Here is a 13,295-nt window from a genome sequence, read left to right on the forward strand (position 1 = left end):
AGTTACTTATATCTAATTTGAAGTTGGCATGTCCCTTGTACTACCTTACTTAATTATTATTTACTAAAATGAAATCATCAGAGTATGGATATCCAACGAGAAAAAAAAATAATACCTTTGTGGCGTAAGTACTGGTATGTACCCGTTGTACTGATGTTAGCTTTTGCAACGTATAAATTAAAAAGTGTGATGGGTGATGCTTCTTTTATTGTTAAACAAAATGAATTAGTGACCGCTGTTGTTGAACAAGGTCGTTTTCAAGTGAATGTTCGCGCAACAGGGGTTTTAAAACCTGTCTATATTCGTTGGGTTTCAGCACAAGTTTCTGGTCGTGTTGAACAAGCCTTTGTAAAAGCAGGCGCTCATGTCATTAAAGGGCAGATGCTGATGCAACTTTCTAACCCTGAATTACACCGTGAATTAGAAAAAGCCCGTTGGGAATTTGAAGCAAAAAAAGCAGAAAATTATGCTGCTTATATTACGCTTGAATCTCAATTACTTGATTTAGAAAATTCAGTCGTTGAAGCTGACTATAGCTACCAAATCAGCAAGTTAAAACTTGATGCTGAAACACAATTAATCGCGCAAAAAAATGCCACCGTATCAGCGCTTGATTATCAGCATAGCCAATTGGCCGTTAAGCAACAAAATCAATACTGGCTATCACAAAAGCAAAAAGTTGAAAAAATGAAAGCGAGTTTACTTGCCTCTAAAACTGCTCAACAAGCACGATTGGGCTTAGTTGAAAATAACTATCAGCGTATCAAAGATCAAGTCGATGCTTTAGCCGTAAAAGCGACAACCAATGGGGTGGTTCAACAGATTTCTCTTGCGTTAGGCGAGCAAGTTCAAGTCGGTGGTAGTGTGGCTTTGATTGCGGATCAACGTTCGTTATTTGCTGAGCTTCAAGTACAAGAAAATAAAGTGAGTGATATTGCATTAGGTCAAACCGTTGTCGTTGATACGAGAAGTAATAAAATTTTTGGTAAAGTTATTCGTATTGACCCGGCAGTAAATAAGGGCATGGTTCAAATTGATGTGCAGCTAAATAGTGAATTACCCAATGATGCCCGACCTGATTTAACGGTAGATGGCTTAATTGAGGTAAGCGATATTGCGGATACACTTTATGTCCAACGTCCGGTATTTGCCCCTCGTTATAGTGATGCAGGTTTATATAAATTGATTAATGATAAAAAATTTGCTCAAAAACAAAAGGTGAAGTTAGGGCAGAGTTCAGTCAACCAAATTCAAATACTTTCTGGTTTAGCCGTCGGAGATGAAATTATTATTTCCGATACAACGAGTTGGCAAGAGCATCAAGAAGTGATGATTAACTAATAATAATTATTTATGAAGATAAGAGTAACAGACAAATTAAAGGAAATAAAAATGAGCACATTAATCGAATTGAAAGAAATCAGTAAAAAGTTTTTGACTGAAGAAATCGAAACACGCGCTATTGATACGGTTAATTTAACGATTAAAAAGGGTGAGTATATTTCATTAAGTGGACAGTCTGGGTGTGGTAAATCTACATTATTATCACTTTTAGGTTTACTTGATTCTCCAACCCATGGCACTTATGAACTAGATGGTGTTGATGTTTCATCATTATCAAGAGATCAACGAGCAAAAATTCGCAGTGAACAAATTGGTTTTGTCTTTCAGTCATTTAACTTAATTTCCGATTTGACGGTTTTTGAAAATGTGATGCTACCGTTAACGTATCAAAAAGGTTTATCAAAAAGTGAAATAGAGGGCAAAGTACAGCAGGTATTAGAAAAAGTTGAAATGTCTCACCGAAAAGATCATTTCCCATCACAGCTTTCTGGTGGTCAACAACAGCGAGTCGCTGTAGCTCGCGCTTTAGTTAACGACCCCGCAATTATTCTTGCTGATGAACCGACCGGTAATTTAGATTCAAGAAATGCTGAAGCAGTACTCAGTTTACTTGATAAATTGCATCAAGAAGGAGCGACAATATGTATGGTGACCCACGATCCTTCTTCTGCAAAAAGAGCCGACCGCTGTTTAGAGATGTTTGATGGCCGTTTAATTGCCGATAATATCAACATAAAAAACAATGCAGATTCAATGCCTGCACCTGCATTAGTTGTAGGTTAGGAGGATACATGTCTACATTTATCGATATCAAATATGCCTTTAGATTACTTTTTAAGTCGCCTAAGTTCACTGCGATGACTTTAGCTGTTCTTGTTGGGGGGCTTTCCATCAGCTTATTCACCTTTTCATTTTTGTATTCAACTATGCATAAAGACTTAGACTTACCTAACGGCGAAAGCATGCTGTCGGTTAATGCAGAATTTAATGGTGATTTTCAGTTATGGACTTCCTATGAATTCTTTATGATAAAGGAAAAACAAACAGTACTCAGTGAATTTGGTATTTATGATAAACAAGACTTTAGATTGTCTTTCGAAGATAGTGGAAAGAATGTTTACGGGACTTATGTTGACCAAGGCTTTTTTAATTTCAGTGGTACAAAAGCGGCGCTAGGTCGAACACTGCAAGCTGCAGATATAGAAGTAGGTGCTTCTCCAGTTGCAGTTATTAGCACTCAGATTTGGGCGAGTGATTATTCATCTAGCAAAGACATTATTGGTAAGACCATTATTGTGAATGATATTGTTACCGAAATTGTTGGTGTTATGCCCCAAGGGTATCTTTTTCCTGGTTCGAGTCATGTTTGGTTGCCGATAGAACAATCACTCATAAAAAAGACAGCGAACAATCCTAATCATGTTCATCTTTACGGTCGTATTAAAGCTGATATCAGTAGAGCTAAAGCTGAACAAGCCTTAAGCCAGCAAATTAATACGATTTATCAACAAAATGCTACGCAATACGATTTAGAAAAAGGTGATAAGTCAGTACGTTTGTGGTCATTTCCTTTTGCGCAAATGGGAGGTGAAGGTACGTTGATTTTTACCTTTTTAAATGTGATCGCTGGAATGATCCTATTACTTGCGTGTATTAATGTTGGAAATCTTTTACTTGCTCGGGCTATAGAACGTCAAAAAGAAACCGCGATACGAGCAGCATTAGGCGCATCAAACACTCGTTTAGTGAGTCAGTTAATGTGGGAAGGCGTTATTATTACCTTATTAGGTGGCGTTTTATCGGTTTTACTTGTAGGTGCAGCTTTACATTACACCGATATTATATTGCATTCATGGAACTCCAAAACGCTAGTATTTTGGTGGCGTTGGGGTATGGACAAAGAAACACTATTAATGGCGGCCGCCTTTACTATAGTGACAATTTTTTTATCCTCATTTTTACCCGCTTGGCGCTCTGCCAATCAAGACATTAATACAACATTACGTGATGGAACTCGTGGCGCACAAGGTAAAAAAGCAGGGCGTTTATCAAGATTCTTAGTGACGACTCAAGTATTTCTTGTCGCGATATTAATGCTTATTGGTTCAATGTCAGGGTATATATCCAATAAACTGGTTAATTTAGAAACGGGAGATGATTACACTAATGTGATGAGAGCTAGGCTCAGCCTACCTGAAAATAAGTATGCAGAACCACAGCAGCAAATTGCTTTTTATCAAAACTTAATGACAGACATCAAAAGTCACCCTCGCGTTGCGGGTGTCGTTATGAACAATTGGCTTGGAAACTTTCCCCTAACACTTGAAGGCGTTGATTACACCGATGAAAAAAGTAAGCCATCTGTTGATACGCTAAGTGTGATAGGGAAAACAGATACCATTGGTGTTAACCTGGTTGATGGGCGTTTCTTAAACCATCAAGACAAAAAAGGTAATCGTAAAGTCGCTTTGATTAGTCAGTCAATGGCGAGTCGATACTGGCCTGGGGAATCTGTCATTGGTAAAAGCTTTCAACTTAAGATAGATGAAAAAAACGAAAAACTATTTATAGTGGGCGTTGTAACAAATCGCATGAATCCTAAAACCATGCTCGGTAAGCTTGATAGCGCCGATGAAGTTTATACTTCAGGTTTACAATTTATGACGGCTTTTCAAAACTTTTTTTATCTAATAGAAGGCGAATTAATTAATAGTGAAGAAATATTTTATCAAGCCTTGTATAAAATAGATCGAAATATTGATCTCTTTTATGCGGTTGAACCGGCAGAGAAAAATAGAGGTATGATGCGTGATGTAATGCAATTAACGTCTAATATCACTTTTGGTACAGGCTTCTTTGCTCTAATGTTAGCACTGGTTGGCATTTATGGTTTAACCGCTAATTCGGTGGCACAACGTACTCATGAAGTTGGTATTAGACGCGCAGTGGGTGCTACCGATAAAAGTATTGTGAATATGTTTATGAAACAAGGTGCGAAACAATTAATTAAAGGATTAGGTTTAGCCTTAATCATTTTTGTATTAATTGCCTTTGGTTTTAATAAAATGTCGGAAGGTATATTCCCAACGTATTTATATGTGGTTCTTGCAGTAACGGTAGTTATCGGATTGTCTGCTATTGTAATGTTAGCGATATATGCACCAACGCGCAGAGCCGTTAAAATGGAACCAAGCTCAGCTCTTCGATACGAATAAGACGAAGGAAGAAAAGCTATCGCCCTTAATGTTAGGGCGATAGAGTAATATTAATCAATGGTGTAACTATAATACTGTGAAAAATAATAAAATCTTAATTGCTGATGATGACCTCAATATTATTGCCAGCTTAAAATATATGTTGTCAGAAGAGAATTTTGATATTTTAGCGATGACCACGCCTGAAGCTGTTTTGGAAAATTTAAAGCGTGAAAATGTAGATCTCGTTTTAATTGACATGAATTTTCAGCAAGATACAACCTCTGGTAGTGAAGGGTTACAGTTAGTTGAGGCTATTCAACAGTTTGACGAAACTCTGCCTATTATTGTTATGACCGGCTGGGCAACTATTGATATCGCGGTTGATGCTATGCGGGCTGGCGCAAAAGATTTTATCCAGAAACCATGGAATAATGAACGCATGCTCAGCGCGATTAATACGCAATTGAAATTAGCCAGTATCGATAAAAAGCTCAACCGACTCAATCAAGAAAACAAGTTACTCCGCTCACAATCGTTTCCTAAAAATAATGGCATTATTGCGCAATCACCCGTAATGAAAACACTCTTATCGTCATTAGAAGAACTCGCTAAAAGTGATATGAGCATTTTACTTACCGGTGACAATGGCACGGGTAAAAGTATGCTTGCTTCTTATGTGCATCAACAGTCATCGCGAGCTGAAAATTCTTTCGTTCCGGTAAATATGGGCGCTATTCCAGAAAGCTTATTTGAAAGCGAAATGTTTGGTCACTTAAAAGGGGCATTTACAGACGCTAAAGAAAATAGGGTTGGCCGTTTTGAAATGGCAGAGCAAGGCACGTTATTTCTGGATGAACTTGCCAATATCCCAATGGCTCAACAAGCTAAGTTGTTAAGAGTATTAGAGGAGAAAAAATTTGAAGTGGTCGGAAGTAGTAAATCACTGAGCGCGGATGTACGTATTATTTCAGCCACCAACTGTGATTTGGCAAAAGCTATTAGTGAACAGCAATTTAGACAAGATTTATTTTACCGTTTAAATACCATTCAATTACGTATACCTTCATTGCACGAGCGTATTGAAGATATTGAGCCTTTAGCCCATTATTTTTTACAACGCTTTAGTGCTAAATATAATATTGTCGCCCCTGAGTTATCATCGGATGCTGTTAATAAGTTACAACAGTATACTTGGCCGGGTAATATTCGTGAGCTAAGCCATCTTATGGAAAAACTGCTTTTTACCTGTAAAAAAACGGTGATAGGTGGACGAGATTTATTACTTGAGAATATTCATCATTCAGCAAGCGAACTTGATGAGAATAGAGGTGATAAACTCGCTAATCATTCGTTATTATCTTTAGATGAAATAGAAAAGATATCGCTGATCAGCCGTTTGAAACACCATAGAGGTAACGCCACAGAAACGGCCAAATCTTTAGGATTAAGCCGCAGTGGCTTTTATCGTCGCATGAGTAAACATGGCCTTGACTAATCGACAACGAAAACAAAAAAATGATCATAGCTTGTTAGCTCTGTTTTTGTGCTTGCCTTGTTTGCTTATAACCACCGTAGCACTTTATATAGCCAATGTGTCTGCTTATTTAATTGCTTTTATACTTATTGTTTTGGCGTTAATTGCTGTTTTTATTGTTGTCATTTCTGAGCAACGTTCTCAGCAACAAATAAGAACTTTGGCTAATATTCTGGAATCAATGATTGATGGCGATTATAGTTTACGTGGCCGAGAGCAAGAAAATAAGGCTTTTCAAGAGCTACTCACTCTCGTTAATAACCTCGCAGACACACTGGCATTAAGTAAAATTGAAGCGAAAGAGAGCCGACAGTTGCTTGAGCGAATAATGCAACAAATGGATGCAATGGTTTTAGCGGTTGATGAACAAGGTCGGATTGTATTGGCAAATGATTCGGCCCAAAAATTATTACAAATAGATATGTCTCAACACGCTCATTTATTGCTGACAAGCCTAGTGATAGGGAAAGTTATTAGTGAAGCAAAAAGCGGTATTATTGATTTTGAACAACCTCAGCTTAGTGGTGAACACTTCCTTTTTAAAGAATACTTTTTAAGTGAAGGCAAGCAACATCAACTCTTTTTAATCACCTCAGCACAACGATTATTATTAGAAAAAGAACGAAAATCTTGGCAAAGTTTATTGCGTGTTTTAAGTCATGAAATGAACAATTCTTTAACACCTATCTCTAGTATTAGCCAATCGATAAGTTCTAATTTACAAGACGGGCAGAAAGCCTTAAATCGAGAGTCTTTATTAACGGGGGTTGATATTATTAACGAACGAGCAAGTTCGCTTAGTTCCTTTATTGCCAGCTATAGTCAGCTTTCTCACTTGCCTGAACCCAATAAAAGTAGATTTGCCCTGCAAGGCTTTATTAGCCATTGTATTGCGCTCTTTAGTGATTGTCGTATTCTATTTCCAGATAATTCTATTGATTTAGAACAGGTAAATATTTACGCAGATAAAGCTCAGCTTGAGCAAGTCTTTATCAATGTCTTTAAAAACGCCAAAGAAGCCATGCAGAGAATTCGTAGCACAGACAAAATTATTGAAGTGTTTTGTCACATGGATGATAAATATTTTCACATTCACGTCTGTGATTCAGGTAGCGGGATAGCTAACAAAAATAACTTATTTGTTCCTTTTTATACGACAAAACCACAAGGCAGTGGTATTGGCTTAACGTTATGCAAACAAATATTATTTAACCATGATGGACTTTTATCGTTAAAAAACAGAGAGAATGTCGCCGGGGTTGAAGCTGTCATATCGCTTCCTAAAGGTTGATACGATAAATTATCAACTACACTCGATATATACCAATATTACCGTTTAGATATTTCCAGCAATACTTTGGTTAATATTATAGAGCTTCTGCTTATAGAGCTTTTTTTCATCAAGCTCATAGGTCCACTCTAGTGCTTTAACTAACATAGTTTGGGCCATCTCCATTTTTTGTTGCTTTATATAAATACGGTATAGCCCCATATAGGCTTGGTTTAAATAGGGCGCTTTCTTCAATGCTTTTTTAAAGTGTCTTTCTGCTTGTTCAATATCATTATTTTTTGTTGCGATATAAGCCTGAGTTAACGATTTATAGGGGTTAGGATCGTCTAATTCTTCCATCTTACTTTGCAGAAAACTCACTTCTTCCATTCGCTGTTGAGACTTAAGTAGCATAATATAATTACTTAATAGTGCTATGTTTGGTTTTCCTCGATCTAGACCTATTTTGTAGATTGCTTCTGCCGTTTTCACATCACCAGCCCTACGGTGAATAACGGCTAATAAATTAATTGTTTCGATATTTTTAGTATCATATTTATAGGCGGTATTAGCATACATAAAGGATTTCGCTAAATCTTTATCAGCTAAAGCGTCAGCAGCAATATTCTTATAATACATCGCTACAAAGGTATTATAAGAAAACGTTCCTTTTCTGCGATTATTTTTACTTGGGAAGTAATCAATGGCTATACCGGGGGGAGAAAAATAGAAAAAGTTATCATCAGCAACAAAAGAGGGATCATAAATTACTGTTTGTACATGCGAAGAGGATAAAATAACATCTTCTTTTTTAGAATAAATAGGTAAGGTATAAACGTTACGATATGAGAAATCCAACCCCAACAGCTTAGCATAAGCAGTCGTTAAAATAGCCAAACTCATACAATTCCCTTTATTAAGACGCATTGCGGTAGTGGCATTATATGTTTCACCATAATAGGTGAAATTGGCCATATTCTCGGTAAGTATCTGATAGAGTGCTTGGTGAGGTTCATAGCCCATAGCTACTTTTTTCTCAAAATCTATTTTTACCTTTTTTTGTTGGTCTTGCGTTAGGTAAAACAGTTCTTGCTCATTTAATGGTGCTATTTTTTTTTGTTCAAATAAATTGTAATTAATAGGGATATTGATGTGTTGTTTAAGAGCAGATTTTGAGCCATCTATAGATGTAGTTGAACAGGCTGAAAAAACAAAAGATAATATCAAAAGTAAAATTATTTTTATGCGATGCATTTGTCATCCTTAACATTCGGGTATATTTTTTATCTCGTCATGCCACGGGATAACTTAACTACGAATAACTCCGTACTTAAGTTAACAGAATAATAACTTATAATAAAGTGTCGTTGAAATTAATAATTACACGTGACTTTTAACCGCTCCGCTTAACTACACGCTATGCTTAATCGATGCTAATTATAAGTTGGGTGTAGTCGATACATAAGAATTTACCTCTCTGCATAAAGATTAAAGTTAGCTAGCGTTTTTTTTCGCAGATTAAATCAACAAAACACTCCCCATTTGCTATAATCGGTATTATCAATTGCAATGCCTTAATTAAACCGCGTAAATTTCGCGATTTTTTTTATATTATTTCTAGTCGATACTTAACTGTATGACTAGTCATAATTCCTTATACTGGAGTTTATATAGTTTCATGAGAAAGTTGTTATCTTCACCTGTTAAAATGCCCTTGTCTGATGCTGAAAATCAGGTTTATCAAAATGCCCTTAAATATATCACGCCGCTGAGCTTAAATTTAATGGCGGTTAAAGTGACACATCGTCCAGAAGATTTTCTAGGTTGGTGTGGCGAGTTAAACCGTCTTTGTCGTGAAGAACTTAATAAGGATCTTTTAGAAGATGAGCAACTTTTACCGCTTAAAAAACTACAAGATATTCTTGAAGCCGGGATAACGCTTAGCCAGTTTAAAATGGCTAGAATTGCTCCTTGGACAATATTTGCTGACTTTATTGAACAGCAAAGTAGCATACATGCTCTAGACGAACGATTACGTTTGCTTAACTATCTTGATGAAATTCGCCAACAACCTTTAGCAGACTTAATTGTTGAAGACCGACTCGCTTTTTCTGGTAAGCACACTACTCAGCACGACTACAGTATTTATAATTTTGATGTTGAATGGTTTGCTGGTACTAAAGGCGCCAAGGTTTTTCATACCTTACTTGAGCAATCACCAGAGAAATTTGATGCTGCATTAGCGCATATCCCTTTAACAGGAGATGTAAATCATGCTGATTATCAAAGTTTTGTTAATGACTTCCAACAAATCTTTAAAGAATATACACAGGTTAAATCTCAGGGTGAAAAAGCACCGTTAGCGGTAGCAACACGCTTGTTAGCAATGCGCCGACCGGATCAATTTATTGCATTAAATAATAATAAAATTGATATTCTTTGCCAAGGATTATCAATTGCTAAACTAAAAAACACTGATTTTTCTTCATACTGGCATGACATGATTGGCACTATGCGTACTTTTGCATGGTGGCATCAAGCACAACCAGAAATTGTTGAAGAAACTCGTGTTGCAAGTGATAGCGAAGCAAGTGAATCAGAAAATAACGAAAGCGAAACGCCAGAGAGTAAAAGTAAACGTGAGCAGACGTTATGGAAAAATCGTGCTGTACTCATCGATTTATTTTTATTTGCTGATGCTGACTTAGCGCCAAACTCAAACTATATTCGTTTGCGTGATAAAATGCTTAATAAAGCGAAAACTAAGTCAAAAGCTGCACCTAAAAAACGTAGCAAAGAGTCAGCTGAAATTTTGGTAGATAAAGCGCTTACTTCAGAAGACCTGCCAACCTACCTATTAGGTAAACGTGACTCAATTATTATTCAGGTAAAGAATGGTAAAAGTGTTGAACAAGCTATAGGTTTAATGCGCGCCATTTTTGGCTAAAGTTAATGTGGGTCAACACTTGTTATTGACCGGTGTTAATTATTAAATATAAAAACCAGTGACTGCAAAGCACTGGTTTTTTTATGTTCAGGATGGCCTTTCTCAGACATCCTGTCTTTCAAGGCATTAGTGCATCCTTGCACGTCAACGGTATGTCGTGATGCTGTGACTTCAAGGATGAAGGAAGTAGAGTAACGCAGGAGCAGTTACCGAGATGGCAAGGAACGACGATGTTCAAGATGGTTTTTTTCAGAAAAACATAAATACCTACATTCCTTCAGGCATAAAAAACACGAGGATGACATAATCAAACTCGTGTTTATTAAGTAAGTAAACCGTCTATCTATTATTTTTTATAACTAGAAGCAATGTTATCCATGCGTTCATTAGCATTATCAACAGATGATTTAACATCTTCTATTGTTGCTTTAGTCATTTTTTGTTGGCTTTTTACGTCGGCAACTTCATCAGTCAATGCATTAACTTTATTTGTTAGTGTATCAACCTTTTGGTTTAGGCTACTTACACTTGCTTCTAAAGCGTCGGTGTTAGCACAACCTGTTACTGTCATTACGAGTGCTGCTAGAGCAATATTTCTGATTAACATAGTGTTCTCCCTTTATTATCATGTTTGTAGGACAGTATGGCACAAAAATTATGGTACAAAAATTTAAAATTGTAACTTATCTCTATTTATAGAACATTTTTCTATGATTTACTTAGCTGATTTGTCAATAACTTCTTCAATCTTACTGACTAATAAATCAATTTTTATTTCGAGTTGTTTATTATGATCTAATATTTCTTTATTTTGTCTGCGTAATTCTCTATTTTTAACGTTAGTGTTAGAAAAACCAAAAAAACGATTAATAAATTGTGCGCCAATAAAACTCATTAATCCTACCCCAATATAAAACATGCACATAACAACGACTCTACCCGAGGTTGTTACAGGGTAATAATCACCAAAACCTATAGTGCTAGAGCTCATTTGAAGCGCCCAAAAGGCATCGTTATAGGTTTTAATATTTGCTGTTGGAGCGGGCAATTCAAAATGCAGTAAAAGCTGTGCAGCCCCTGCCATGATCAAATACAAGGTAAAAATTGTTAAGATCAAAATATATCGAGACTTGTAATTCTTAATACCAAATTCATCGATAGTGTAATGTTTAAGTCTATGGGTAATCATCATAATTTTTATAAATTCGCTGTTGTGCAATAGCGCTTACTATTCACTGCATTGTGTAACGTGTAAAATTAAATCATCCATTAATTTACGCTTTATTTCAAGTTGTTGTTCTGGAGATAGATTATATTTTAACGCTAATATTTTGTAATCATCGTGTCCTAAGCTTACCGTTAAACGAGGTCGCTTAGGTCTTTTATTTGTTGGCAGACCTAAAATATCACGAATTTGATCAGATGGACTCAAGCCAGCATGTAGTGCTTGAGTACGGATCGCTAATTGAATTTTTTCATCCATGTCAAAAGCCACTTGCACAGCTTTGACTGCTTGTATTGAAGATTGCCATTTTTCAGGTAATATTCTGCTCACAATTTAGCTCCCTGGAAAAATATCAATAATATCAGAAGTTGGACGATATAATGTGATAAATAGATCGGTTTCACCATCTTGCCATACTTCAATGTCAATACCGCGTGATTGTTCTTCATCAAGTAAACTATAAAGTTCAAATTGCTCACCGGCTTCATTACCTTCATATGCGCTTAAGCTTTCAGTGCGATTATCTTTACGATGAAAGTAACCTACTTTTGCAAAAACGCGTTGCTGGTATTGTGAACTACTCCAGCCTGAAGTTAATGACGAATCAGACTTTCTCTCAAGAAATGCTTGTCCTGGCTCATCAAATATTGTTGCAAATTCATCTAGATCAAAGAGAGACTCGATATCTTCATGCTGAATTTTAAGGGCAAATTTAAGGTAAGTTTGATCGTCATTTTCGATGGTTAAGTAAAGTTCAAGGTTGTTTTCACCCTGCAATACCCATTCAGTCTCTGTCTTATTCTCAAACTCGTAACAGTTGATAGCTGAAACTTGAAACTGTTGTGTTCGTAACGATTCAGGTAACGCGAAACTATCGGTAAGTACGATAATATCTTTAATCTTTAACTCTTCAGCTGAGTTAACTTGGCGTTCGTCTTCTTTCTTATTAAATAGTCGTTTTAGAAAGCTCATATTCAGATCCCAAAAATCCGCCTAGTTGTTGGGAGGATAACATCTAGGCGGTTAAAACGGTGCTAGTAAGCCAATAATGGCTCACTAGCGGGCACATATTACTTTTGTTTCGCTTTTAAACGGTCTAATACTGAGTTTGCACTATTATCCGTACCACCAATACCAGCTTGCTTAAGTTGTGCGGCTAATGAATTATCTGAATTTTCAGACTCAAGGACTTCTGCAGCCTTCATTTGATCATCAAATTTTTGTTGCTTTGCTTTAATGCGCTCTAAAGAATCTTTAGCATTTAATAACTTAGAGTTGCTTGATGAAAAATTATCAGTGATTGCTGACGTTGCTTTTTGTACACTCTCAGTGGTTTTAACCATCGAAAGTTGACGTTTATATTCACCAACCTGACGTTCACTCTTTTTCACTAATTCTTTTAAGCGATTGGCACTACCTGAAAAGCTATCAAGCGCTTGCTGCTGTGATGCGAGATCATTTTCTAAGGTAGAAATTTTTTCAGCTACAGCCAACGCTAATGTTTCATCACCTTTTTCTAAGGCTTGAACCGCATAACCTTCATGTTCAACCACTTCACGTTTTAAGCGGTCAACTTCACGGCTTGATGACATTTGTTGAGCCATGACACCTGTAAGGTCGCGTTTAGCTTTTGTTAAGTGATTCTCTGAATCACGAATTTCTTGTTCAAAAATACGGGTAGCATTTGAATCAACAATTGATTCTCCAACTTCTGAAGCGCCACCTCGAATTGCGGTCATTATCTTTTTAAAAATACTCATAGTTTTTTCCTTAGGGTG

12 protein-coding genes are annotated in these 13,295 nt (G+C 36.5%); 6 read left to right on the top strand and 6 right to left on the bottom strand.

What is annotated here, in order from left to right; genetic code table 11:
• Window positions 1–84 precede the first annotated feature (84 nt).
• From H4J39_RS04485 to H4J39_RS04505, 5 genes are all read left to right on the top strand, one after another.
• Entirely contained in the window at window positions 85–1,341 is a 1,257-nt protein-coding gene (locus H4J39_RS04485) for an efflux RND transporter periplasmic adaptor subunit (RefSeq protein WP_182226190.1), read from the top strand.
• Between the two features lie 51 nt (window positions 1,342–1,392).
• Complete coding sequence (locus H4J39_RS04490; RefSeq protein ID WP_182226191.1) at window positions 1,393–2,127, top strand: ABC transporter ATP-binding protein; 735 nt, start codon at window positions 1,393–1,395, stop codon at window positions 2,125–2,127.
• 8 nt (window positions 2,128–2,135) lie between these two features.
• Window positions 2,136–4,559: an FtsX-like permease family protein gene (locus H4J39_RS04495; RefSeq protein ID WP_182226192.1), complete on the top strand. Its 2,424-nt coding sequence runs from the start codon at window positions 2,136–2,138 to the stop codon at window positions 4,557–4,559.
• Window positions 4,560–4,635: 76 nt separating this feature from the next.
• Window positions 4,636–6,036 (top strand): sigma-54 dependent transcriptional regulator, encoded by a 1,401-nt coding sequence (locus H4J39_RS04500; protein WP_182226193.1) that lies wholly within the window; start codon window positions 4,636–4,638, stop codon window positions 6,034–6,036.
• Complete coding sequence (locus H4J39_RS04505) at window positions 6,023–7,366, top strand: PAS domain-containing sensor histidine kinase (RefSeq protein ID WP_182226194.1); 1,344 nt, start codon at window positions 6,023–6,025, stop codon at window positions 7,364–7,366. Before H4J39_RS04500 ends, H4J39_RS04505 begins: the two co-directional genes overlap by 14 nt.
• Before the next feature lie 45 nt (window positions 7,367–7,411).
• Here H4J39_RS04505 and H4J39_RS04510 read toward each other — a convergent pair whose 3' ends face one another.
• A complete protein-coding gene (locus H4J39_RS04510) occupies window positions 7,412–8,599 on the bottom strand; it encodes a lipopolysaccharide assembly protein LapB (RefSeq protein WP_182226195.1) in 1,188 nt (395 codons plus the stop codon).
• A 424-nt stretch (window positions 8,600–9,023) separates the two neighbouring features.
• Here H4J39_RS04510 and H4J39_RS04515 point away from each other — a divergent pair, with 424 nt between their 5' ends.
• Window positions 9,024–10,292 (top strand): hypothetical protein, encoded by a 1,269-nt coding sequence (locus tag H4J39_RS04515; RefSeq protein WP_182226196.1) that lies wholly within the window; start codon window positions 9,024–9,026, stop codon window positions 10,290–10,292.
• 346 nt (window positions 10,293–10,638) lie between these two features.
• On the opposite strand, the gene H4J39_RS04520 is transcribed toward H4J39_RS04515, so the two are convergent.
• The 5 genes from H4J39_RS04520 to H4J39_RS04540 all read right to left on the bottom strand — a co-directional run bounded on the left by H4J39_RS04520 (window position 10,639) and on the right by H4J39_RS04540 (window position 13,277).
• A complete protein-coding gene (locus H4J39_RS04520; protein ID WP_182226197.1) occupies window positions 10,639–10,899 on the bottom strand; it encodes an Lpp/OprI family alanine-zipper lipoprotein in 261 nt (86 codons plus the stop codon).
• Window positions 10,900–11,007: 108 nt separating this feature from the next.
• On the bottom strand, window positions 11,008–11,484 hold the full coding sequence (locus H4J39_RS04525; protein ID WP_182226198.1) for a potassium channel family protein: 477 nt from the start codon (window positions 11,482–11,484) through the stop codon (window positions 11,008–11,010).
• Between the two features lie 36 nt (window positions 11,485–11,520).
• Window positions 11,521–11,850, bottom strand: coding sequence for a hypothetical protein (locus tag H4J39_RS04530; protein WP_404842680.1), 330 nt, complete (start codon window positions 11,848–11,850; stop codon window positions 11,521–11,523).
• Window positions 11,851–12,489, bottom strand: a complete 639-nt coding sequence (locus H4J39_RS04535) for a hypothetical protein (protein WP_182226200.1) — start codon at window positions 12,487–12,489, stop codon at window positions 11,851–11,853.
• Window positions 12,490–12,587: 98 nt separating this feature from the next.
• Window positions 12,588–13,277 (bottom strand): PspA/IM30 family protein, encoded by a 690-nt coding sequence (locus tag H4J39_RS04540; protein WP_146796233.1) that lies wholly within the window; start codon window positions 13,275–13,277, stop codon window positions 12,588–12,590.
• Between the last annotated feature and the right edge of the window lie 18 nt (window positions 13,278–13,295).

The organism is Colwellia sp. Bg11-12, from assembly GCF_014076955.1.
Lineage (GTDB): Bacteria > Pseudomonadota > Gammaproteobacteria > Enterobacterales > Alteromonadaceae > Colwellia_A.

What these genes read in the sequence shown, in the direction of transcription:
- H4J39_RS04520 (WP_182226197.1), bottom strand. Translation starts at nt 10,899, where the DNA reads ATGTTAATCAGAAATATTGCTCTAGCAGCACTCGTAATGACAGTAACA.
- H4J39_RS04540 (WP_146796233.1), bottom strand. Translation starts at nt 13,277, where the DNA reads ATGAGTATTTTTAAAAAGATAATGACCGCAATTCGAGGTGGCGCTTCA.
- H4J39_RS04535 (WP_182226200.1), bottom strand. Translation starts at nt 12,489, where the DNA reads ATGAGCTTTCTAAAACGACTATTTAATAAGAAAGAAGACGAACGCCAA.
- H4J39_RS04505 (WP_182226194.1), top strand. Translation starts at nt 6,023, where the DNA reads ATGGCCTTGACTAATCGACAACGAAAACAAAAAAATGATCATAGCTTG.
- H4J39_RS04515 (WP_182226196.1), top strand. Translation starts at nt 9,024, where the DNA reads ATGAGAAAGTTGTTATCTTCACCTGTTAAAATGCCCTTGTCTGATGCT.
- H4J39_RS04490 (WP_182226191.1), top strand. Translation starts at nt 1,393, where the DNA reads ATGAGCACATTAATCGAATTGAAAGAAATCAGTAAAAAGTTTTTGACT.
- H4J39_RS04525 (WP_182226198.1), bottom strand. Translation starts at nt 11,484, where the DNA reads ATGATGATTACCCATAGACTTAAACATTACACTATCGATGAATTTGGT.
- H4J39_RS04485 (WP_182226190.1), top strand. Translation starts at nt 85, where the DNA reads ATGGATATCCAACGAGAAAAAAAAATAATACCTTTGTGGCGTAAGTAC.
- H4J39_RS04510 (WP_182226195.1), bottom strand. Translation starts at nt 8,599, where the DNA reads ATGCATCGCATAAAAATAATTTTACTTTTGATATTATCTTTTGTTTTT.
- H4J39_RS04495 (WP_182226192.1), top strand. Translation starts at nt 2,136, where the DNA reads ATGTCTACATTTATCGATATCAAATATGCCTTTAGATTACTTTTTAAG.